Consider the following 21,888-nt stretch of genomic DNA (forward strand, 5'->3'; position numbering starts at 1 on the left):
AGCCCCACGAACTCCCGCGCCGCCCGGATCTCCCCCACATCCGCCTTGATCACCATCACCGTCGGCTCACCCACACCATCACCTCCGCGTTTGTCGTGACTCAACGCATATGATTGAACGCAAGGCGTAGTATTGGCAGGAAAGCGCGACAACAGAGCGAGGCCACTTGCATCCACTTGCAAGTGCTCCCGAGAGGTGGACCCCCCCATGCCGTCTCGAATGCCCACCCGGCAAACGATCGCCTTCGGCATCGAGTTGACCAGGCTCCGCGAAGATGCCGGACTTTCCCGACTCGAACTGGCAAACCGGATACCGGTGACCCGCAGCTACATCGGCCAGGTGGAGAACGGCACCACCCGCTGCCGAAGAGAATTCGCGGGCGAACTCGACAAAGCCATGGACAGCGGCACCACCATGGCGGACGCCTGGGACGACCTCCTCAAGTCCAGCCGGTACCCACCGTGGTTCGCCGACTACCCCGTGGCCGAGGGCACCGCAGCACTGCTGCGGGCCTACGAGACCATGTTCGTCTACGGCCTCTTCCAGACCGAGGCATATATCCGCGCACACCTCTCGAACGACGTCGCCGTCGAAGGGCGACTCCGACGCCAAGCCGTGCTGGAGCGCGAAGAACCGCCAATGTTCAGCATCGTCCTACTCGAAACCGTTCTCTGGACGTGCGTGGGCAGCACCGAAGTAATGCGGGAGCAGTGCGAACGCCTCCTGACCATCTCCGAGTGGAGCAATGTCACGCTCCAAGTCGCACCGATCGGCTTCTACCCAGGGCTTGAAGGGTCGTTCAACCTCGCCACCCAGCCGAAGGGAGACGAACTTCTCCACATGCCAGCCGCCAGAGGCGGCATCACAACGAACGACCGAGAGGATATCTTGCACATCGTCGGCGCATTCTCGGCGTTGCAGGCTCGCGTCCTGAGCGTGGACGACTCCCGGGAGTTCCTGAGAAAGGCGGTAGTTCGGTGGAGCTGATCAAGTGGCGGAAGGCACGGCGGAGCGGCGACCAGGGCGGAGCGTGCGTGGAGGTGGCGCGGTTCCCCGAGGCTGTAGCCGTCCGAGACTCCAAGAACCCCGACGGTCCCAAGCTCATCCTCGCCCCGAGTACCTTCCGCGCGCTCCTCGACGACATCAGGCGCTAACCGCTGCCGGACAGCGGGGGTGCCGACACCCGGAAGGCGGTTGTTCGGTGGAGCTGATCAAGTGGCGGAAGGCACGGCGGAGCGGCGACCAGGGTGACGCGTGCGTAGAGGTGGCGCGGTTTCCCGAGGCCGTCGCCATCCGGGACTCCAAGAACACGGGCGGTCCCATGCTCATGCTCGCCCCCGACACCTTTCGCGCACTCCTCGACGACATCAAGCGCTGAGCGTCAGGCTGAGGCGGCGGCCGGGAGGACGGTCGCGGCCCGGGGCTGCGTTACGCTCCGTTGATCATGTCCGAATTGCTGGGGATCAACCATGTGACGTTGTCCACGACCGACCTCGATCGGCTCGTGGCGTTCTATACGGAGTTGCTCGGAGCAAGGCTCGCGTTCGAGCGTGAGGCGACCGGCTCCGATCCTCGGGTCGCGGTCGTCGATGTCGGTGGGGACGACCACCTGATGGTCGTCGAAACCGGCGCCGCTCCCGCCACGGGTCTCGACCCCCTGAAGCGTGCGGGCTGGGGACTGCGTGTGGGAACCCACGCGCGGCTGTGCGAGCTGCGCGAACGAATCCTGGCCGCCGGGTGGCCGGTCGGGGAGATCGAGACTCTGCCCACGCAATGGACGATGACGGCCCGCGACCCCGATGGACGTCCTGTGGATGTGAGGGCCCACCGCCCTCGTACCGCCTGACCGTGGTCGTCTCCCTCTTGAGTCTGGACGTGTGGTTGACCGTGGAGGGTGATGTGAGGTCGATCGCACGGCGTTCATGCTCTGATCATGAAATCGACCTCCAGGAGATTGGGATTCTGGCGACCACGCTGGCTGTCGTCGCGACCGGCGGCTGCGTGGCCGCACTGGAGACCCGCTTCATCCGCGACCTGAAGGTGGGCGACACCGCCTGCCTGGCCGGCATTCCCCCGGTCCCCGTACGGTCCTGACCGCCCTCACCGGCGTCAGCCGGAGGTGGCGCGGAGTACCTGGCTCAGCTCGTCCGTGTGCTGGTCGGCGAGGTCGGGGCGGCCGTGGTACTGGGCCGGGGTGTTGTGGAAAGCGAGGAGCAGCGGTCCCCAGGCCGGCAACAGAACCACCGGACGCCGATCGCGCCGGTCGCAGGCCCGTTCAGATCAGAGCCTGGCAGTACCAGTCGACCTCGTAGCGGGTGCCGACGTACGGGCGTTGCTGGGCGCGGACCCTGTCGTGTTTCGGATAGTGCCAGTTGCAGGCCGCTTGCATATTGATGCGGTGCGCATTTCCTGCGGAGTCCGCACACCACCAGCTGCGGCCTCCATCCTGGTAATTGACCCTCGGCTCATAGCCGAGGCTCGCGCAGTAGGGCGCCATGCGCTTCAGGCCGCCGACCTCGCGCCAGCGCTGGGGGGCGCGTGTGGTCGTGGGCTTCCTGGTGGGCTTTCTGCTGGGCTTCGCGGCAGGCTTCCTGTTGCTCTTGGACGGGCCATGCGACGGCTTCCGTGTCCGCTGCCCGGCCTCCCGGCTCGGAGAGGCGGTCGGTGTCTGCGTCGCCGCGGGCGGGCTCGCGGGCATCATCGCGCGCTGCCCCTTTCCGGAGTCGCGGTCGAGGCCGTAGAGCGCCACGAGCATCACTCCGAGCATGACCAGCGCGGTCGCCCCGGCCGCGGCGGCGGCCACGCCCCAGGTCCGGCGCTTCGACGGGCGCGCGGCCGTCCTCGGCGCGGTGTCCGGGGGGCCGCCGGACCGCGTGCTCACCGGCGCCGGCGGGGTCGTCCCGGGGCTCCACTCGTCGTGGATGAGGGCGCTGGCCGCCTCGTCCGGGGCCTGCTCGCCCACGAGCTGGACGAGCAGTTCCCCGGCGGTCGGCCGCCGGGCGGGGTCGGGGTCGAGCGCGGCCGTGACCATCGGCAGGAGGTCCGGCGGGACGGCCGACAGGTCGTACTTGGCCTGGTGCGCGCGGGCGGCGAGCACGGGCATCGGCCCGGTCCCGAACGGGTTCTCCCCGCTCACCGCGTGCGCGATCAGCGTCCCCCAGGCGAAGACGTCGGCGGCGGTGCCGACCTGTCCCTCGAACGCCTGCTCCGGAGCGATGTAGCCGAGGCTGCCCATGACGTGGCCCGTCCGGGTGTGGTGCTCCTCGGAGTCCAGGGCCCGCGCGATGCCGAAGTCGATTACGCGGGGCCCGTCGGCCGCGAGCAGCACGTTGCGCGGCTTGAGGTCGCGGTGCACCAGCCGGACGGCGTGGATCGCGGTCAGGGCGGTCGCCACCCCCACGGCGAGGCTGCGCAGCGAGTCGGCCGGGAAGCGGCCGTGCGCCTCGATGTAGTCGGCGAGGGAGGGCCCGTCGATGTACTCGGTGACCAGGTAGGGAAGCCCGTCGGATTCACCGTGGTCGAGCACCCGCGCCGTGCAGAAGGACGCGACGCGCCGGGCGTTGGCCACCTCGGTGTCGAACCGCGCGCGGAACTCGGGGTCCCGGGCGGGCTCCGGGCGGATGACCTTGACGGCGACCTTGCGCCCGGACGGGGTCAGTCCGAGGTAGACCACGCCCATGCCGCCCTCGCCGATCCGGCCGAGAAGCCGGTGCTCGCCGACGGATTCGGGGTCGTCCGGCCGTGGCCGGCGACCGCGACGGCGCGGCGAGGACGAGTCCTACGAGGCCAGCGCCTCGCCTGAGGTGCGGGCCGAGCCCGCGCGTCCGGAGCCGTCCGACCGGTTGACCTCCGCCCACACCGCGTCGAGGGAGAGGCCGAGGACGCCGGCGATCGCGGCGATGGTCGGGAAGGCGGGGGTGGCCACGCGACCGGACTCGATCTTCCGGAGCGTCTCCGGCGAGACGCCCGCGTCCAGCGCGGTGTCGAGCATCGATCTGTTCCCCCTGGCGCGCCGCAGGACGGCGCCGAGGCGCTGCCCGCGTTCGATCTCTTCGGGAGTGAGCGGCAACCTGACCATGGCTCGGATTCTAATACCGGGATAGTATGGCCGGGATAGTTATTGGTTACGCGAGGAAGACGTAGATGATCGAGATCCTGAATCCGACCGAACTGCCGCGAGCCAGGGACGCGGGCGCCCTGGTCGCCGACATCCTGCAGACCATGAAGAGCCGCAGCACCGCCGGCACGAACCTCATGGACATCGACCGGTGGACCCGGGCCATGATCATCGATGCCGGGGCGGAGTCCTGCTACGTCGACTACGCGCCGTCCTTCGGGCGCGGGCCGTTCGGCCACTACATCTGCACGTCGGTGAACGACGCCGTGCTCCACGGACGGCCCCACGACTACACGCTCGCCGACGGCGACCTGCTGTCGCTCGACCTCGCCGTCTCCAAGGGCGGGGTCGTCGCGGACTCCGCCATCAGCTTCGTCGTGGGCGGCTCCCGGCCCGCGGAGAGCGTCGCGATGATCGGCGCGACCGAACGCGCCCTGAGCGCGGGGATCGCCGCGGCCGGACCGGGGGCCCGCATCGGCGACATCTCCCATGCCATCGGCTCGGTGCTCAGCGAGGCGGGGTACCCGATCAGCACCGAGTTCGGGGGGCACGGCGTCGGATCGACGATGCACCAGGACCCGCACGTCCCCAACACGGGACGGCCCGGCCGCGGCTACAAGCTGCGCCCCGGGCTGCTTCTGGCGCTGGAGCCGTGGGTCATGGCCGACACCGCCGAACTCGTCACCGACCCCGACGGCTGGACGCTCCGCAGCGCGACCGGCTGCCGCACAGCGCACAGCGAGCACACGATCGCCATCACCGACGACGGGGCCGAGATCCTCACCCTGCCGAAGTAGCCCCGACGTCGCCCCCTGAGCGCCTCAGCGAACGGACCGTCGGGCTGGCGCAGGGCCCCGGGCGTAGGGCAGACCGTTCGTGCGGGTTGGCCCACGGCACGCGACGGCCCTAGAGTCCGTGCGCCGGATCGTCGAAAGGGGCGGCATGTCGGATTCATCGGCCGGGGCCGGCCGGACCGGCGAGCGGCGCGCGAGGCGCCGCCGGACACCGGCGCAACAGGCGCTGATCTGGGGTCTGATCGCCGTCACGTCGTACGGGCTGACGCTCTCCGTGATCAGCGACACCTTCTTCTGGTTCGCGATTCCCGGGATGCTCGGGCTTCTCACCGCCGTGATCATCGCGACGCACGCGGTGCTGAACCGGCCGCCCGGGAACGGCGACCTCAGGGTGCTGTTGAAGCGTTACGCCGTGATCGTGCTGGTCTGTGTCGTGATGGTGGCCGTGCCGTTGCTGGTGGACGTCCGTTACCTCTACCCGTTCGTCGGCATAGGGATGATGACCCTCGTCGTCGGGGGGAAGATCCTGGCCGAGCAGCGGCGCGCCGCTCCCTAGGGGTTCGTCCAGGCGAAGGGCGTCCGCGCGTCGCCTCCGGTCGCCCACAGCGCGCCCGTGCCGGGGACGGAGGCGATTTCGTCGACCCGGCCGGTCGGGGAGAGGTCGTGCTGCTGCCAGGCGCCATCGATGTAGCGGAACAGCGTATACCCGAACGAGGTCGTCTCCACGATCGCCCATGGATTACCCGCGTCGTCCGCGGCCAGGTCGCGCATCTGGTACACCCCCGAGGGGCCGGGGATCGTCGTCCACGAGGCGCCGTCCCAGTACAGGAGGGCCTTGCGGCTGATGGCCCATACCTCGCCGACCCCGGCCGGGGCGACTGCGAGGAGCCCCGCATCACGGGCGGACTCCGTGTGGGCGGGGACGCTCGTCCAGGTCGAGCCGTCCCAGTGCGCGATGGCCGGAGACTCCTCAAGCCCGGGTGCGTCCTCGGCCGGCTCCGTCTCGCCGACCGCCCAGGCATCCGTCGGGGTCCGGGCCTGGACGTCGCTGATGTGGTCGAGATCGGCCGGTACCGGTGTGCGCGTCCAGGCGCCGCCCGCCCGGCGGGGAAGGGAACTCGTCCCGTCGTCGCCGAGCGTGACCGCCCACACACCCGCCGGTCCCCCGGCCAGTTCCGTCAGGGCTTCGATTCCGCCCGGCACGGAGGCCGGCTCGAACGCCCGGCCGTTGAGTCTCCCCACATAGGTGCCGCCGATGCCGCCGGCCACCCAGGTCTCTCCCCCGCCGGCCGCGACCTGCCTCATCGACCCCGTACCGGTCCAGCCGTCGATCGGATACTCGCGCCACCGTGAGCCGTCCCACTGCCGGACGACCGGGTTGCCGCTGCTGGAGATGACGCAGGGCCACATCGGCACCGGCTGGATGCAGAACGAGCCCTGGACGCCCGCGATCCAGACGTCGCCGGGCGCCGCCGCGGCGATGTCGGCGATGGAGGCGTTCGGCCACAGGAAGGGCAGGTCCACCTTGCGCCAGGTGTCGGCGGCGGAGGCGGGCAGGGCGGCGACGGAGACGGCGAGGACGGCGGCGGCACCGGCGGCCGCGGCCCGGAGGAGCGCACGCTTCATGGATTCACCGTGTCCCGGGCCGCGTGATTTTACCAGCATTCACTGGTATCGACGTCCACAGGTGGCCAGACGGTCCGCCGGAGCCGCTCGCGTTCGGTCGTCGCCCTGTCTCCCCCACCGGTTCCTGGCTACTGTTTCCGGCGTGCTGATGGGGCGGGACCGCGAACGAGACCGCATCGCCGGGCTGCTGGAGGACGCTCGCTCCGGACGGAGCGGAACCCTGGTCGTCCAGGGCGAGGCGGGGATCGGCAAGACCGCGCTGCTCGACCAGATCGCGGCCGACGCCGACGGCACGCGGCTCGTCCGCGGCGCGGGCATCGAGTCCGAGACCGAGCTGGCGTTCAGCGGCCTGCACCTGATGCTGCATCCCTACGGCGACCGCTTCGACGTGCTTCCGGGGCAGCAGGCGGCGGCGCTGCGGTCGGCGTTCGGGCTCGCCGCCGGACCGGCCGGCGACCGCTTCCTGATCGGCGCCGCCACCCTCACGCTGCTGTCCGAGCTGGCCGCCGACCGCCCGGTGGTGTGCCTGGTCGACGACGCGCAGTGGCTCGACCGGGCCTCGCTGGACGCGCTGCTGTTCGCCGCCCGCAGGCTCGGCGCCGACCCCGTCTCCATGATCTTCACCGTCCGGGACACCGCGCGCCCCTTCCCCGACCACGGTCTCGACGTCCTGCGGCTCGCCGGGCTGGACCGCGCCACCGCCCGGCGGCTCGTGGAGGCGCACGCGCCCGGCCTCACCGTCCCGGTCCGCGAACGGCTCCTGGACGAGGCCGCGGGGAACCCGCTCGCCCTCATCGAGCTGGCGAGCTCGCTCGGCTCGGAGCCCGCGCACCAGGCGGGGCCGCTACCGGTCGGCGGCCGGGTGCAGGAGGCGTTCCGGCGCCAGCTCACCGAGCTGCCGGACGCGGCCAGGCGGCTGCTCCTGGTGATCGCGGCCGACGGCACCGCCGACCTGGGCGTCGTCCTGCGCGCGGCGGACGCGCTCGGTCTCGGACCGGCCGACCTCGGGCCCGCCGAGGAGGCCAGGCTCGTCGTCCTGGAGGGAGACGGCGTGCGGTTCCGGCATCCGCTGATCCGCGCCGTCACCTACCAGAACGCCGCCCACCACCAGCGGATCGCCGTCCACGGCGCCCTGGCGAGGACGCTCGGCGACGAGCACGCCGACCGCCGCGCCTGGCACCTCGCGGCCGCCGCCACCGGGCCGGACGAGAGCGTCGCCGCCGAGCTGGAGCGGGCGGCGGACCGCGCCGGGCACCGCGGCGGGACCGCCGCCGTCGCCGCCGCCTACGAGCGGGCGGCGCGCCTCAGCACCGACCCGGAGGGCAAGGCGCGGCGGCTCGTCCACGCGGCGCGGGCCGACTACGACGCCGGCCGCCCGGACCGGGCCACCCGCCTGGCCGCCGAGGCCGCGCACCTCACCGCGGAGGACGGCGTCATCGCCGAGGCCGCCTTCATCCGCGCCCAGGTCGCCTACGAGCGCGAGTCCCCGGCCGCGGACGCCGCGCTCGCGCTCGAAGGCGCGAAGCTCATCGCCGGGAGCGACCCCGAGCAGGCGGTGTCGATGCTCACCGAGGCCGTCTGGTCGGCGCGGGACGCCGGCGCGCACGACCTCGTGCGGGAGAGCGTGGCGCAGCTCAGGGGCGTGCGGCTTCCGGCGGGCTCGGCGAAGACCCCGGTGACCGGCGCGCTGATCGCCTACGGGCGGCTGTCCGGGGGCGGCGCGCCCGAGGCCGTCCCGGCGATGCGCGCACTGCTCGACGCCGCGCTGAAGGGCGAGGTCGACGACCTCGTCGAATGCGTCATCGGCGGCTTCATGGGCCTGCTCGTGGCCGACGACCGTCGCGCGACCGCGCTGCTGGAGCGCATGGCGGCGGACGCCAGGGCCCAGGGCACGCTCGGCTGGCTCCCGTACATCCTGGAGCCCCTCGCGATCGGACGGCTCCTGCTCGGCGACCTGCACGGCGCGGAGTCGGCCGCCGCGGAGGGCATCTCCCTCGCCGCCGACATCGGGATGGACATGCAGGTCACCGCGCTGAAATGCATCGCCGTCCGGCTGGAGTCGGACGCGCGGCGCAGCCGGGCCGAGGCGCCCGGAGTCCTCGCGCACTCCGACCGGCACCCGGCCAACGCCGCGCTCGCTTCCTGGGGGCTCGGCCTGCTCGACCTCGCCGCCGGCCACGCCGGCGCCGCCCTGCAGCACCTGGACGCGGTGTGCTCCGGCCCGGCGAGGCACGACCTGCTGATCCGCGCCGTGCCCGACCACGCGGAGGCCGCCGTCCGGGCCGGGCGCCCCGACCTGGCCCGCACCTACCTCCCCGCGTTCGAGGCATGGGCGGCGGCGACGTCGAGCACGGGCACATCAAGCACGGGCACATCAAGCACGGGCACATCAAGCACGGGCACATCAAGCACGGGCACATCAAGCACGGGCATGGTGGCCCGCTGCCGCGCGCTCCTCGCGGACGGCGACGAGGCGGACGAGCACTACCGGACCGCGCTGAGCCTGCACGGCGACCACCCCTACGACGCCGCCAGGACACGCCTCCTCTACGGCGAATGGCTGCGCCGCCGGCGCCGCCGCACCGAGGCCCGCGCCGAGCTGACCGCCGCCGAGGACGCGTTCGCCCGGATCGGGGCCGGTGTGTGGGCCGAACGCGCCCGCGCCGAACTGGAGGTGCTCGGCGACCGTCCGGCGGCCCGCACCGGGGACGCCGACCCCCTGAAGCGGCTGACCCCGCAGGAGCTCCAGGTCGTGCGGCTCGCGGCCGCCGGGCTCAGCAACCGTGAGATCGGCGCGCAGCTCTACCTGAGCCCCCGCACGGTCGGGCACCACCTCTACAAGGCGTACCCGAAGATCGGTGTCACCCGCCGCATCGAACTGGCCCGGCTGCTATCGGTCGAATGACTTAACCGCGCGCCCGCGCTGACACCGCACGCTCCTTTCAGCCCCTCCCGGACGCCCGCGTTCCCGCTCTGGCCAGCGGCGACCGGCACCCGTTCCCCGACCGATGCGGGCCGCGCGGCCGCGCGCCTAGCTTCGGGTCACCCGAAGGACCGAACGGAACGGAGAGCGACATGCTTCTGGAGAACAAGACCGCGATCATCTACGGCGGCGGCGGATCGATCGGCGGCGCCATGGCGCGCGGCTTCGCCGCCGAGGGCGCGCGGGTCTTCCTCGCCGGCCGGACCCCCGCCACCCTCGACGCCGTCGCCGAGGACATCCGGGGCGCGGGCGGCCTCGCCGAGACGGCCCGCGTGGACGCCCTGGACGAGGACGCCGTCAACGGCTGGGTCGACTCCGTCGCGGAGACGGCGGGAAGCGTCGACATCTCGGTCAACCTCATCTCCCACGACGCCCTGTTCACGCCCCTGATCGAGATGCCGGTCGGGGACTTCGCCCGCGCCATGGAGAAGGTGGCCCGCACGTTCCTGCTGACCACGCAGGCCGCCGCCCGCCACATGGTCAAGCAGGGCTCCGGCGTGATCCTGTACTTCGGCGGCTCCGACGCCACCAACAACGCGCCCGGCCTCGGCACTGTGCAGGTCGGCGCCGACATGGTCGAGGGGATGCGCCGCCAGTGGGCGTGCGAGCTGGGACCGCACTCCGTCCGCGTCCTGACCATGCGGACGGGCGGCATCGTCGAATCCATCCCCGACGTGCCGGAGATGGCCCCGATGAAGCAGCAGATGGTGGACGCCACCCTCCTCAAGCGCGCCGCCACCCTCACCGACGTCCGCCGCGTCGCCGCGTTCCTGGTGTCCGACCACGCCGCCACCCTGACCTCGACCCAGGTCAACATCTCCGCCGGCGCCATGGTCGACTGATCCGCTGGCGGTGACCACGAACGTCGACCGGGTCGCCATCTCGTTGACTTGCGGCGTGTTGTTGTTTTCGACGCGCTCATAACAACAACACGCCGCAAGTCAACGCACCCGGTGAACCTTTTGGACTGACGGGGCGGGCTCGGCGACCTGGGTGATGACGAAGCGGCTGTTGGGAATCGCCGGGGCGCGCCGCGGGCTGATGCGCAGATCCTGGGCGGGGACGGAGTAGCTCATCCACCGGGTCAGCGCGGTCACCGAGGTCTTCATGAGGTCCTCGGTGATCCATTCCCCAGGGCAGCGGTGCCCTTCATAGTGGTCACCGCCGCCCTGGGGGATCATGGCGTAGGGGTCCGGGTCCCGGCCGGCGAAACGCTCCGGGCGGAACTGCTCGGGACGCTCCCACAGGCGCGGATCATGGTTGGTGCCGTGGAGGTCGAGGAGAACTCGCCGGCCCTTGGGAAACCGGTGGCCGCGCCACGCGAAATCACGCGCGGCCCGCGCCGCGACCATCGGGAAGAACGGATAGAAGCGGCGCACTTCCTGGACGAAGGCTTCCAGCGGCTCCGGATCGTCCTCCGCCGCCAGCCGGTGGCGCCATTGCGGATTCCCGTGCAGGGCCATGGCCGAGAAGACCGCGAAACGCGCCACCGCGACCGTGGGCCGCAGGACGTTGAGCAGTTCCACGCCCGCCACGTCCGGTGGCAGAAGCCGCCCGTCGGTGTCCCGGTAGGCGGCGATCTCGTCCAGGGCCCTTCCCTGGCCCGGCCTTCCGCGGGCGCGGGTGATGTGCGCGGCGGCCCAGCGGTCGGCGAGTCTCCGGGCCGCGCGTCCACGCAGGTAGCGGGGCCCAACGGCCGCCGGAGCCTCGATCAGCGCGGTGAGCAGCCCGGTGACCGCCGGGAGCTGTCGCACCGTGACCGGTACCCCGGTCCACGCGCAGGCGGCCTCGCACAGCAGCTCGCTGACCTCGTCGTACAGCACGACCTGCCGCCTGCCCCGCCACCGTTCGATGGCCTCCCGCCAGAGCCGGGCGCTGATATCGCGGAGTTCGTCCCGGGCGTCCGGCGTCATCAGGGACATGAACAGCCGCTTGCGGGCCCGGTGGCGCTCCCCGTCGAGCGCCTGGACCCCGCCCTCGCCGAACAGAGTGAGCCGCAGCCGGCGGGGCGCCGCGCCGGCCCGGACGAAAAGGTCCTGGTCGTAGAAGAGGCGGGCGGCGTCCGCGCCCGTCATGCACGTGGTCTTCTGGAGCAGCAGCCGTGTCTCGAAGACGTCGCCGCCCAGCTCGCGTGCGCGGGCGGGCAGCAGGCCGTAGGGCCGCGCGGCCAGCGGCAGCGTGTCGTCCAGCCGGTCCATGAGGCCGGTCAGCGGCATGGATGCTCCTCAGGGTGTGACGATGAGTTTGCCGCGCGTGTGGGAGCCGCGGCTGGCGTCGAAGGCGGCGCCCACCTGGTCCAGCGGGAACGTGCCGGCCACCTCGACCGTGAGCGCGCCGCGGTCGGCGAGGGCGGCCAGCCGGGCGAGCCGCGCGCCGTCCGGGCGGACCCAGATCCAGTGCCCGCCGTGCTTCTCCACCTCGCTCTCGGTGATGGAGACGTGGCGTCCGCCCGGCCGCAGGACCGCGAGCGAGGTGTCGAGCTGGCCGCCGGCGAAGTCGGCGACCGCGGACACACCGCCGGGAGCCAGCTCCCCGACGCGGTCGGCCAGGCCCTCCCCGTAGGCCACCGGTTCGGCGCCCAGTTCACGCAGGTAGTCGTGGTTCGCCGCGGACGCCGTTCCGATGACGCGGGTCCCCCGGTCCCGCGCGATCTGGACGGCGAACGTCCCCACGCCGCCGGACGCCGCGTGGACGAGCAGCACGTCGTCCGGGCCGACGTCCAGGCGGTCCAGGGCGCGCTGCGCGGTCATCCCCGCCAGCGGCAGGCCGCCGGCCTGGTTCCAGTCGAGGGAGGCGGGCTTGCGCGCGACATCGTCCGCAGCCACGGCGACGTACTCGGCGAACGTCCCCGCGCCCACGACGTCCTTGCGGGCATAGGACATGACCTCGTCGCCCGGCGCGAACTCCGGTGTGTCAGGGCCGAGCCCCCGCACCACTCCGGCGACGTCCCAGCCCGGGATGACGGGAAAGACCGCGTCCATCATCCCGTCCAGGCCACCGGCCATGATCTTCCAGTCCACCGGGTTGACCCCGGCCGCGCGCACCTCGATCAGCACCTGACCCGGGCCCACCTTGGGCTCGGGGACGTCACCGACCTTCAGTCGCGAGTTGTCCGAGGCGAAGGAGTCATAGGTCGCAGCACGCATGCCCCCACCCTGCCACCGCACCGATCAGCTAAACCCTCGCCGCGTCCAGCGCGGCTTCATGCGTTCGGTCTGTGCAGCCTGGCCCAGCGGTCCGGGTCGACCTCCAGTGCGGCCCGGTCCCAGCGCCCCAGCTCGGCGGCGGCTTCGTAGGTCGTCTGCAGGAACTCGGTCAGGGCCTTGTCCGGGTCCGGCGCGGTGCGGACCGCCTCGTACGGCAGCAGGAACTGGCCGTTCTCCCTGCTGTAGTACGCCTCGGACGGTCCCATTGGGTGGTCGGCGAACCCGTCCGGCTCGGGGTAGGCGTAGGCGTAGAAGGCCCCCTCGTCGCCGCCGCCCGGCCAGAAGCCGCAGCTGCTCAGCTCGCGGGAGTAGCCCTCCTCCATGACCCAGTCTCCGCAGTTGGGGGCGCCGCCGGGGTGCTTGGGGGCGTCCCGTCCGGAGAACCGGGTGCAGGCGAGGTCCATCGCGCCCCAGAAGAAGTGGACGGGGCTGACCTTCCCGATGAAGCGGGACCGGAACTCCCCCATCACCCGTCCCGCCTGGAGGAGCTGGCGCCAGAACAGGTGGGCCGCTTCGGGGTCGTACGAGGCGTGCCGGTCGTCCTCCGCGAACGGGATGGAGGGCTCGACCTCGTTGGGACGCGCCTGGATGTCGGCCTCGATCCCCATCTCCCCCAAGGCGTGCATCGTGCGGGAGTAGAACTCGGCCACCGTCATCGGCCTCAGCGGCACCTCGCGGTCGCCGCCGTCGCTGCCGCGGATGTGCAGGCGGTGCTCGACGAAGTCGAACTCGATGTCGAAGGCCCCCGAGCGGTACGGGATCGCCGACGTGGTCAGGCCGCGCGGGCTCGGGTACAGGGTGACCTGCCACCAGTGGTTCACCAGAGGCGTGTGGACCAGCCGCACCTTGCCGACGACCTGCATCCACATGTGCAGGGTCTCCCGGCTGTCGCCCCAGTCGGCGACTCGCAGACGTGGCCATGCATCCTGATCCGCCACCGCGGCTCCCTTCGAACGGGCCCCCGATTGCGGGAGCGTCGGCCACCTCCGGATCATCATGCCCCCGGCATCGCCCCCGAATCGACCGTAAGCGCCGCCCGGCCGATACATGTAGGGAAATACCTACGTTTGTCAGGTAGGGATTTGCCTACGTATCATGGGGCTCATGAACATCACGCACATACGGCTGGTGACCGTGCCGGTGTCCGACCAGGACGCCGCCAAGGACTTCTACGCGGGCAAGCTCGGGTTCGAGGTGGTGATGGACGGCGACGCCGGGCCGATCCGCTGGCTCCAGCTCGCCCCCAAGGGCGCGTCGACGAGCGTCGTCCTCGCCGATCATGTGCCCGGCCTGGCGCCGGGGAGCGTCCAAGGGCTGATGCTGGAGACCACCGGCCTGGACGCCGACTGCGAGGAACTGAAGCGCGCGGGGATCGACGTCGACGGGCCGCAGGACCTGCCGTGGGGGCGCCAGGCCACGTTCACCGACCCCGACGGCAACGGCATCGTCCTCGCCGAGGGTTGACGTGGACGTCTTCGCCGCGCTCGCGAGCCCCGTCCGGCGGGAGCTGACCGCGCTGCTGCTGGACGGGCCGCGGCCGGTGAACGACCTCGCGGCCCATTTCGCGATGAGCCGCCCGAGCGTCTCCGAGCATCTTAAGGTCCTGCGGGACGCCGGGCTGGTCAGCGAGCAGCGCAGCGGCCGGCAGCGCATCTACCGGCTGGAGGCCGGGCCGCTGCGCGAGCTGTCGGAGTGGCTCGGCCCGTACGAGCGGTTCTGGCGGGAGAGGCTCTCCGACCTGCGTGAACTGCTGGACGAGGAGGACGACCGATGACACCGGACGTGGAGGGCGGCATGGGCGACGCACGCGCGGCGATCGAGGTGGACGAGTTCCTGCCGCATCCCCCCGCCAAGGTGTGGCGGGCGCTCACCGAGCCGGAACTGCTGGCCCGCTGGCTGATGCCGAACGACTTCAAGCCCGTGACCGGGCACCGTTTCACCTTCGCGGCCAAGCCCATCCCGAACGCCGGGTTCGACGGGACGATCGCGTGCCGGGTCCTCGACATCGACGAGGAGCGCCTGCTGCGCATCAGCTGGGGCGGCGGCGGGCTCGACACGACGGTGACCTGGCGGCTCGTCCCCGAAGGGCACGGCACCCGCCTGTTCATCGAGCACGCCGGGTTCGACCTGGACGACCCCGCCAACGAGTTCGCCTTCCGCGGCATGGGGAGCGGATGGCGCACGAACGTCATCCGCTCCCTCCTGCGCACGCTCGCCGAAACCGAGTGACCACGGGCCAGTGACCACGGGCCAGTCACCACGGGCCAGTCACCACGGGCCAGTGACCACGGGACCTGGTCAGGCCACGGTCTCCAAGGACTGCTCGGGGGCGAGGGACGGGTCGCCGGGCTGGTCGGCGAACTGGGTGCGGTACAGCTCGGCGTAGCGGCCGCCGGTGGCGAGGAGTTCCTCGTGGGTTCCCCGCTCGACGATGCAGCCCTCCTCCACGACGAGGATCAGGTCGGCGGCGCGGACGGTGCTCAGCCGGTGGGCGATGACGACCGCGGTGCGGCCGTCGAGGGCCTCGGTCAGGGCCTCCTGGACGGCCGCCTCGGACGTGGAGTCGAGGTGGGCGGTGGCCTCGTCCAGGATGACGACGCGCTGCCGGGCGAGCAGGAGCCGCGCGATGGTGAGCCGCTGGCGCTCGCCGCCGGAGAGCCGGTAGCCGCGTTCCCCGACGATGGTGTCGAGCCCGTCCGGGAGGCCCTTGATCAGAGTTTCGAGGCGGGCGCGGCGCAGCACGTCCCAGAGGTCCTCCTCGGTGGCCTCCGGGCGGGCGAGGAGGAGGTTCTCGCGGATCGACTCGTGGAACAGGTGGCCGTCCTGCGTCACCATGCCGAGCGTGTCGCGGATGCCCTGGAACGACAGGTCGCGGACGTCGACGCCGCCGAGGCGGACCGAACCGGAGTCGACGTCGTAGAGCCGCGGGACCAGCTGGGCGATCGTCGACTTCCCGGCGCCGGACGAGCCGACCAGCGCGACCATCTGGCCGGGCTCGGCGCGGAACGACACGTCGTGCAGGACGTCGACGCCGCCGCGGGTGTCGAGGGTGGCGACCTCTTCGAGCGAGGCCAGGGACACCTTGTCGGCCGACGGGTAGGCGAAGCGGACGCCCTCGAACTCGACCGAGACGGGACCGTCCGGGACGGCCGCGGCCTTGGGCTTCTCGGCGACGAGCGGCTTCAGGTCGAGGACCTCGAAGACGCGCTCGAAGCTGACCAGGGCGCTCATCACCTCGACGCGGGCGCTGGCGAGCGCGGTCAGCGGCGCGTAGAGGCGGGTGAGCAGCAGGGCGAGGGCGACGACCGCGCCGGCGTCGAGGCCGCCGCGCAGGGAGAAGAAGCCGCCGAGGCCGTAGACGAGCGCGAGGGCCAGGGCGGAGACCATCGTGAGCGCGGTGATGAAGACGTGCTGCACCATCGCGGTGCGGACGCCGATGTCGCGGACGCGGCGGGCGCGGGCGGCGAACTCGGCGGACTCGCGGGCCGGGCGGCCGAACAGCTTCACCAGCGTCGCGCCCGGCGCGGAGAAGCGCTCGGTCATCTGCGTGCTCATCGCGGCGTCGTGCGCGGCGGCCTCGCGTTCGAGGCGCGCGAGCCGGGTGCCCATCCGGCGGGCCGGCAGGACGAAGACGGGCAGCAGGACCAGTGCCAGCAGGGTGATCTGCCAGGAGATGCGGACCATCACGCCGAAGGTGAGCAGCACCGTCACCAGGTTGCTGACGACGCCGGAAAGGGTGTCGCTGAAGGCGCGCTGGGCCCCGATCACGTCGTTGTTGAGACGGCTGACCAGCGCGCCGGTGCGGGTCCGGGTGAAGAACGCGACCGGCATGCGCTGCACGTGGTCGAAGACGGTGGTGCGCAGGTCGAGGATCAGCCCCTCGCCGATCCGGGCGGACAGCCACCGGTTGGCGAGGCCGAGGCCGCCCTCGGCCAGTGCGAGGAAGGCGATCAGGACCGCGAGCCACACGACGGTGGCCGTCGAGGACTGGTCGACGATCGCGTCGACGACCTGTCCGGCCAGCACCGGGGTCGCCACCGCGAGGACGGCCATCACCACGCTGAAGAGGAGGAACACGATCAGCGGCCGTTTGTGCGGTCGGGCGAACCGGCCGATGCGGCGCAGCGTCGCCTTCGAGAAGGGCCTGCTGTCGCGCGCGTTCATGGCGTGGTGCAGCGACATCCACGCGGTGACTTCCATGTCCATGTAGAACCCCATTGATCGTTAGCCTGGAAGAGCAAGCATGCGACCTCAACGAAGGTTGAGGTCAAGTCGCCACCCAAGCCCAGGGTCGCGCGGGGGTATGACATTTCAGAGCGACGGAGCCGAACCGCCGTGAGGATCGTGGGCAGTCCGACATGGTTCGCTCATGAGTGGAGCACGTAACGTGCGGGAGGTTCGTGAAGGTATCCCAGTTCGGGGCAGGCAGAACTCGGCGATCGACGCGACGATGGTCTGGTGGTCGACACAGGAGCGAACGATCTCGGCGGCTTTCTGCGCAGCCGGCGCGAACGCCTGACGCCGGACGCGGCGGGTATCGGGACCGGCGCCACTCGTCGGCGGGTCCCGGGACTGCGCAGGGAGGAGCTGGCCGAACTCGCCGGGGTCAGTGTCGGGTACTACACGCGCCTGGAGCAGGGGGTCAGCGGCAGCGCTTCCGGCGCTGTCATCGACGCGCTGGCCGCGGCGTTGCGGCTCTCTCCGGCTGAGCACGAACATCTGCGGATCCTTGCCGCTCCGCGACGCCCGACTCGTCCTCGTGCCCGGAGAAGCAAGCTGAGGCCCTCCGTACGTGAACTGCTCGCCGCCATGCCCGGAACACCGGCGATCGTGATCGATCACCGTGCCGACGTCCTCGCGTGGAACCGCCTCGGACACGCCCTGCTGGCCGGCCATGTCGACGTCGACGCGCCGGACATGCGGATTCGGCCGAACATCGCCCGAATGCTGTTCCTCGACCCGCACCACCGCGCGTTGTACCGCGACTGGGACGCCAAGGCGCAGGTCACCGTCGCGGCCCTGCATCAGGCGGTAGCGCGGCACCCGGCCGACCCGGAACTCGAACAGCTCGTCGGCCGGCTCGCCCTCGACAGCCAGGAGTTCGCGCGGATGTGGGCGCGGCGCCCCGTCCGAACGTGCTCGTACTACCTGCGAGAAATCGAGCATCCTGTCGTCGGGCGGGTGACTCTGGCGAACGAGACGGTCACTCTGCCTGACGACGACCAGCAGATCGGTCTGTTCTATGCGCGTCCCGGCACATCCGACGCCGACGCGCTCACCTTGCTGGGACAGAGCCTCGAAGGGCACCTCGCGCCAGAAACCCTGTACCGGAAGGGAAATGCATGATGAGGATCGTCGTCGTCGGCGGCGCCGGCACCATCGGACGACGTCTGGTGCCCGCGCTGCGATCGCGCGGCCACGATGTGGTGGTGGCCGGACGGACCTCGGGCGACGTCAACGTCGACCTGGCCTCGCACCCGACCATCGAGGCCATGTACCGCGAGGTCGGGGCGGTCGACGGCGTCGTGAGCATCGCAGCGCACGGGGCGCTCGACGAGTTCTCGACGCTGACATCGGACGCGCTGAACGAGAACATGCGGGCCAAGTTCTTCGGGCAGGCCGATCTGGTCCTCACCGGCCAGCACCACTGCGCCGACGGCGCCTCCTTCACCCTGACCTCCGGCATCTTCGCCGACCAAGCATGGCCGCACGCCACCGGCGGCGGCGTCATCAGCGGCGCCCTGCACAGCTTCACCTCGTCGGCCGCGATCGAGCTGCCGCGGGGGATGCGGATCAACGTGGTCAGCCCCACGATGGTCGGCGACTCCGTCGACGCCTTCGCCGAACACTTCCCCGGCATGCGTCCGGTGCCGATGGATGAACTCGTCGGCCACTACCTGCGCTGCATCGAAGGCGACGCCACCGGCCGCGTCATCCGGGCGTATGGATGACCGCGCGACTCACGCTCAACGTCCGCGCGCCCGGCGGCTGCTCGTGCCGGTTCTCAGGGTCCTTCCCGTTCGGCGCGACGGTCCTGTAGTTGGGCGTTGATGCGCTGGGCTTCGGCGAGTTGGTCTTCCAGGATGATGATGCGGCAGGCGGCTTCCAGTGCCGTGCCTTGGTCGACCAGGTCGCGGGCACGTTGCGCGAGGCGCAGCTGGTAGCGGGAGTAGCGGCGGTGTCCGCCGGGTGAGCGCTGGGGGACGATCAGGTGGGCGGTGTCCAGGCTGCGCAGGAACGCCGGTGTGACGTCCAGCATTTCGGCGGCGCGGCCCATGCTGTAGGCGGGGTAGTCCTCGTCGTCGAGCTTGCCTTGCAGCCCGTCGGGCTCGTCCTGGGCCGCGGACTGCGTGTGGTGTGGATCCGATTGGTCGCCGGGCCAGGCCGACTGGGTTGGCTTCACTAAACCTTCCGTACTGTCGTCGGTGGGTAGTGACGACGACAGGGGCCCCGGCGCCATACCGCGGCGCCGGGGCCCAAGGGGTGCAACACCATCTACCGGCTCTGACGGACCGGTCTTCCGCGTCCGGCACCCGCGAATCGGTGCGGACGCGGGGATCGCGTATGCGTGACCGTAGACCACCATGCAATCTGTGGAGCTGCGGTACCCGCGCGGCGTGACTGGAGCCTGCAACGGGCGATCCCGATGGCGTCGAACCCTCCCTTCTTCATCACTACCGGTACTGCGTGTTTTCCTGCGTACTGCGTTTTCCTGCGTTCTGTTGCTCCCGGCGACCCGTTGGCCGCCGGTCCGGCCGGCTGCCAGGGCCCCTTGCGCTGCGTCGGCCCCGGCACGCCCGGCCGGTTTCATCCGTGTCTGCCGGCAGTTCGTCATCTGCCGGCCCTCATGGACTCGTCTCTCTTCGATGTCAGGAACACTACCCGCTGCCCGGCCGAAAATCTACGTCGCTCACTACACAGTTTCGTAGATCACATCGCTTGGTTCCCTCCAGTCGTCGCGAGTGCCCTGGCCGCATGGACCGGCCGCGCACAGCACACCGACAAGATCGTCGTCCTTGATCACGTCTTGGCGTGGCAGGCTGGCACCCTCTGCTCCCAGCGAAGAGCGACAGAGCCACATCTCTGAGGGAAGGCGGGCACGTGGACATCGGGAGGCTCCGGAGCGACACCCCAGGCTGCGCGAGGGTGGCCCACCTCAACAACGCCGGTGCGGCGCTGCCGCCGCGCCCCGTGATCAACGCGGTCACCGAGCACTTCGCGTTGGAGAACACGATCGGCGGGTACGAGGCGGCGGAACTGAACGCACCGGCCATCGAACGCTTCTATGACGCCGTGGCACGGCTCATCGGCGCAGGCGCGGACGAGATCGCCTACGTGGAGAACGCCACCCGCGCGTGGGACATGGCGTTCTACGCGATCCCCTTCACCGAAGGCGACCGCATCCTCACGACGATGAGCGAGTACTCCAGCAACGCCATCGCCTACCAGCAGGTGGCGGCGGCCAAAGGCGTGAGCGTGGAGGTCGTCCCGAACGAGGCCGACGGGACGCTCTCGCTGGACGCGCTGGAGAGCGAGCTGGCCAAAGGCGATGTCCGCCTGGTGTCGCTCAACCACGTCCCCACCCACAACGGGCTCGTCAACCCCGCAGCCGAAGTCGGACGCCTCTGCCGCGAGCACGGCGTCCTCTACCTGCTGGACGCTTGCCAGTCGGTAGGGCAACTCTCTTTGGACGTCCGCGAGATCGGCTGCGACATGCTGTCGGCGACAGGCCGCAAGTTCCTGCGCGGACCGCGCGGGACCGGGTTCCTGTACGTGCGGCGGCAGATCGTCCCGACGCTGGAACCGCCGCTCCTCGACCTGCACGCCGCCACCTGGAAGGCCCCGGGCGGTTTCGAGATGCGCGAGGACGCGCGGCGCTTCGAGAACTGGGAACGCTACGTCGCCGGGCAGATCGGGCTGGGCGTCGCCGCCGACTACGCGGCGGACCTGGGGATCGCGGACATCGAGGCACGCGCGAGGGAACTCGCGGCCCGCCTGCGTGCGGAACTGTCCGCCCGGCCCAAGACGACCGTGCTCGACAAGGGCGAACGGCCGTCCGGCATCGTCACGTTCACCGTGGACGGTCACGACCCCGCCGAGATCAAGGACGCCGCACGGAAGCGCGACATCAATGTCAACGTCGCGAACCCGATCGCACACGGATACGACCCGCACGCCGTTCCGGCGGCCGTGCGGGCCTCCGTGCACTACTACAACACCGAAGAGGAACTGGACCGGTTTCTGTCCGTCCTCCCCTGACGGAGGCGGGCGCGTCCGGTGGCCGGAGGATGGGCGCCGGCGGGAGCCGCCGAACGCGCCCTGGCATGGTCCGGTGCGGCAGGGGGTCAGGTGTTCGGGCGGGCGACGCTGATGTCGGCGAGCGCCGACACCTCGTCCCTCTCCATCGCGAGGTCGCCGAGGGACACGATGCCCACCGGACGCCCGTCCTCGATGACCGGGAGCCGCCGCACGGCCCGCTCCCGCATGATCTGCGCGGCCTTGTCCAGCGAGTCGTCGGGCCCGACGGTCGCGGTCGCGCTGCTCGCGATCCCGCCGATGTTCAACCGCGTCGGGTCACCGCCGGCGGCGAGGCCGCGTATCACCAGGTCGCGGTCGGTGACGAGCCCCACCAGGTCATCGCCGTCGGCCACCAGCACGGCGCCGATGTCCTCGTCGCGCATCGCGCGGGCCACGGTCACGATGTCGAGTTCCGGGGACACCGATGTCGGGGAACCGGTCATGATTTCGCGGATCTTCGTAGCCATCGCTCAGCTCCTTGAGCCTCGTGGGGTCGTCTCTGGGGCCCGGATGAGTCGGCACCTACCCGGCAGAAGCGGCCTCACTCATGGCCCGGTCCCGAAGGCGCGACCGAGCCGTTCACGCCGGGCCGCGACATGCGCGCGGCTTTGCGAATCCGCGCGAACCTTCTCGATAAACTGCGCATCCTTCAATATGCGCGGGGTTTGACGGGAGGACCGCTCCGTCTGCCTGCGGGCACCAGTCGAGGAGGGGCGGGCCGTGGACGACGACAAGCGGGAGCCGGTGAAGTCCGGCACCGGGGACCGGCGCGACCCCGCCCGCACCGCCACCGCCGAGTTCCGCATACCCGCGAAGGTCGACCTGACCAGACCGGACATCCCCCTCCGCCGCCCCGCCGAGCCG

25 protein-coding genes are annotated in these 21,888 nt (G+C 71.2%); 15 read left to right on the forward strand and 10 right to left on the reverse strand.

The window, feature by feature from the left end:
• Positions 1-219: 219 nt before the first annotated feature.
• From E1281_RS20200 to E1281_RS20220, 5 genes are all read left to right on the forward strand, one after another.
• The gene (locus E1281_RS20200) at positions 220-987 is read left to right on the forward strand and encodes a helix-turn-helix transcriptional regulator (RefSeq protein ID WP_165959014.1); all 768 of its coding nucleotides are present in this window, start codon (positions 220-222) and stop codon (positions 985-987) included.
• Positions 978-1,154 (forward strand): DUF397 domain-containing protein, encoded by a 177-nt coding sequence (locus E1281_RS20205; RefSeq protein ID WP_131880470.1) that lies wholly within the window; start codon positions 978-980, stop codon positions 1,152-1,154. The genes E1281_RS20200 and E1281_RS20205 overlap by 10 nt, the downstream gene beginning before the upstream one ends.
• A 47-nt stretch (positions 1,155-1,201) precedes the next feature.
• Positions 1,202-1,378, forward strand: coding sequence for a DUF397 domain-containing protein (locus tag E1281_RS20210; protein ID WP_131880472.1), 177 nt, complete (start codon positions 1,202-1,204; stop codon positions 1,376-1,378).
• Between the two features lie 66 nt (positions 1,379-1,444).
• On the forward strand, positions 1,445-1,846 hold the full coding sequence (locus E1281_RS20215) for a VOC family protein (RefSeq protein WP_131880474.1): 402 nt from the start codon (positions 1,445-1,447) through the stop codon (positions 1,844-1,846).
• A 2-nt stretch (positions 1,847-1,848) separates the two neighbouring features.
• Positions 1,849-2,094, forward strand: a complete 246-nt coding sequence (locus tag E1281_RS20220; protein ID WP_131880476.1) for a hypothetical protein — start codon at positions 1,849-1,851, stop codon at positions 2,092-2,094.
• Positions 2,095-2,109: 15 nt separating this feature from the next.
• Here E1281_RS20220 and E1281_RS42630 read toward each other — a convergent pair whose 3' ends face one another.
• The 3 genes from E1281_RS42630 to E1281_RS20230 all read right to left on the reverse strand — a co-directional run bounded on the left by E1281_RS42630 (position 2,110) and on the right by E1281_RS20230 (position 4,078).
• On the reverse strand, positions 2,110-2,235 hold the full coding sequence (locus tag E1281_RS42630) for a hypothetical protein (protein ID WP_279433632.1): 126 nt from the start codon (positions 2,233-2,235) through the stop codon (positions 2,110-2,112).
• 40 nt (positions 2,236-2,275) lie between these two features.
• Complete coding sequence (locus E1281_RS20225) at positions 2,276-3,694, reverse strand: serine/threonine-protein kinase (protein WP_279433633.1); 1,419 nt, start codon at positions 3,692-3,694, stop codon at positions 2,276-2,278.
• 84 nt (positions 3,695-3,778) lie between these two features.
• Positions 3,779-4,078 carry a helix-turn-helix transcriptional regulator gene (locus E1281_RS20230; protein WP_131880480.1) on the reverse strand — a complete coding sequence of 100 codons (300 nt, stop codon included), beginning with the start codon at positions 4,076-4,078 and terminating at the stop codon, positions 3,779-3,781.
• Positions 4,079-4,143: 65 nt separating this feature from the next.
• Between E1281_RS20230 and map the strand changes: the two genes are divergently transcribed.
• Positions 4,144-4,914, forward strand: a complete 771-nt coding sequence (gene map / locus E1281_RS20235; protein ID WP_131880482.1) for a type I methionyl aminopeptidase — start codon at positions 4,144-4,146, stop codon at positions 4,912-4,914.
• 145 nt (positions 4,915-5,059) lie between these two features.
• Complete coding sequence (locus E1281_RS20240) at positions 5,060-5,467, forward strand: hypothetical protein (RefSeq protein ID WP_131880484.1); 408 nt, start codon at positions 5,060-5,062, stop codon at positions 5,465-5,467.
• Here E1281_RS20240 and E1281_RS20245 read toward each other — a convergent pair.
• Positions 5,464-6,537, reverse strand: coding sequence for a hypothetical protein (locus E1281_RS20245; protein WP_131880486.1), 1,074 nt, complete (start codon positions 6,535-6,537; stop codon positions 5,464-5,466). The genes E1281_RS20240 and E1281_RS20245 overlap by 4 nt on opposite strands.
• A 148-nt stretch (positions 6,538-6,685) precedes the next feature.
• On the opposite strand from E1281_RS20245, the gene E1281_RS20250 reads away from it, so the two are divergent.
• Both E1281_RS20250 and E1281_RS20255 read left to right on the forward strand, forming a co-directional pair.
• Positions 6,686-9,442: a LuxR family transcriptional regulator gene (locus E1281_RS20250; protein WP_131880507.1), complete on the forward strand. Its 2,757-nt coding sequence runs from the start codon at positions 6,686-6,688 to the stop codon at positions 9,440-9,442.
• 170 nt (positions 9,443-9,612) lie between these two features.
• Positions 9,613-10,362: an SDR family oxidoreductase gene (locus E1281_RS20255; protein ID WP_131880488.1), complete on the forward strand. Its 750-nt coding sequence runs from the start codon at positions 9,613-9,615 to the stop codon at positions 10,360-10,362.
• A gap of 99 nt (positions 10,363-10,461) precedes the next feature.
• On the opposite strand, the gene E1281_RS20260 is transcribed toward E1281_RS20255, so the two are convergent.
• The 3 genes from E1281_RS20260 to E1281_RS20270 are packed head-to-tail and all read right to left on the reverse strand — an operon-like array spanning position 10,462 to position 13,664.
• The gene (locus tag E1281_RS20260) at positions 10,462-11,736 is read right to left on the reverse strand and encodes a cytochrome P450 (RefSeq protein WP_131880490.1); all 1,275 of its coding nucleotides are present in this window, start codon (positions 11,734-11,736) and stop codon (positions 10,462-10,464) included.
• Between the two features lie 9 nt (positions 11,737-11,745).
• Complete coding sequence (locus E1281_RS20265; protein WP_207943382.1) at positions 11,746-12,666, reverse strand: NADP-dependent oxidoreductase; 921 nt, start codon at positions 12,664-12,666, stop codon at positions 11,746-11,748.
• 56 nt (positions 12,667-12,722) lie between these two features.
• On the reverse strand, positions 12,723-13,664 hold the full coding sequence (locus E1281_RS20270; protein ID WP_131880493.1) for a DUF5996 family protein: 942 nt from the start codon (positions 13,662-13,664) through the stop codon (positions 12,723-12,725).
• Positions 13,665-13,830: 166 nt separating this feature from the next.
• Here E1281_RS20270 and E1281_RS20275 point away from each other — a divergent pair, with 166 nt between their 5' ends.
• Genes E1281_RS20275 through E1281_RS20285 form a run of 3 tightly spaced genes read left to right on the forward strand, consistent with a single transcriptional unit; the run spans position 13,831 to position 14,955 of the window.
• Entirely contained in the window at positions 13,831-14,190 is a 360-nt protein-coding gene (locus E1281_RS20275; protein ID WP_165959015.1) for a VOC family protein, read from the forward strand.
• Position 14,191: 1 nt separating this feature from the next.
• Positions 14,192-14,500 (forward strand): metalloregulator ArsR/SmtB family transcription factor, encoded by a 309-nt coding sequence (locus E1281_RS20280; protein ID WP_131880497.1) that lies wholly within the window; start codon positions 14,192-14,194, stop codon positions 14,498-14,500.
• Positions 14,497-14,955 carry an SRPBCC domain-containing protein gene (locus tag E1281_RS20285; RefSeq protein ID WP_243717152.1) on the forward strand — a complete coding sequence of 153 codons (459 nt, stop codon included), beginning with the start codon at positions 14,497-14,499 and terminating at the stop codon, positions 14,953-14,955. The genes E1281_RS20280 and E1281_RS20285 overlap by 4 nt, the downstream gene beginning before the upstream one ends.
• A gap of 69 nt (positions 14,956-15,024) precedes the next feature.
• Here the strand turns inward: E1281_RS20285 and E1281_RS20290 are convergent, their stop codons facing one another.
• Entirely contained in the window at positions 15,025-16,932 is a 1,908-nt protein-coding gene (locus E1281_RS20290) for an ABC transporter ATP-binding protein (RefSeq protein WP_131880511.1), read from the reverse strand.
• A gap of 252 nt (positions 16,933-17,184) precedes the next feature.
• Between E1281_RS20290 and E1281_RS20295 the strand changes: the two genes are divergently transcribed.
• Positions 17,185-18,072: a helix-turn-helix transcriptional regulator gene (locus tag E1281_RS20295; RefSeq protein WP_131880499.1), complete on the forward strand. Its 888-nt coding sequence runs from the start codon at positions 17,185-17,187 to the stop codon at positions 18,070-18,072.
• Positions 18,069-18,677, forward strand: a complete 609-nt coding sequence (locus E1281_RS20300) for a short chain dehydrogenase (protein WP_131880501.1) — start codon at positions 18,069-18,071, stop codon at positions 18,675-18,677. The genes E1281_RS20295 and E1281_RS20300 overlap by 4 nt, the downstream gene beginning before the upstream one ends.
• A 53-nt stretch (positions 18,678-18,730) precedes the next feature.
• Here E1281_RS20300 and E1281_RS41305 read toward each other — a convergent pair whose 3' ends face one another.
• Positions 18,731-19,003 carry a MerR family transcriptional regulator gene (locus E1281_RS41305; RefSeq protein ID WP_131880513.1) on the reverse strand — a complete coding sequence of 91 codons (273 nt, stop codon included), beginning with the start codon at positions 19,001-19,003 and terminating at the stop codon, positions 18,731-18,733.
• Between the two features lie 824 nt (positions 19,004-19,827).
• Here E1281_RS41305 and E1281_RS20310 point away from each other — a divergent pair.
• A complete protein-coding gene (locus E1281_RS20310; protein ID WP_131880503.1) occupies positions 19,828-20,985 on the forward strand; it encodes an aminotransferase class V-fold PLP-dependent enzyme in 1,158 nt (385 codons plus the stop codon).
• An 86-nt stretch (positions 20,986-21,071) separates the two neighbouring features.
• On the opposite strand, the gene E1281_RS20315 is transcribed toward E1281_RS20310, so the two are convergent.
• Entirely contained in the window at positions 21,072-21,491 is a 420-nt protein-coding gene (locus tag E1281_RS20315) for a CBS domain-containing protein (protein WP_131880505.1), read from the reverse strand.
• Between the last annotated feature and the right edge of the window lie 397 nt (positions 21,492-21,888).

This window comes from Actinomadura sp. KC345 (assembly GCF_004348515.1).
Classification (GTDB): domain Bacteria; phylum Actinomycetota; class Actinomycetes; order Streptosporangiales; family Streptosporangiaceae; genus Spirillospora.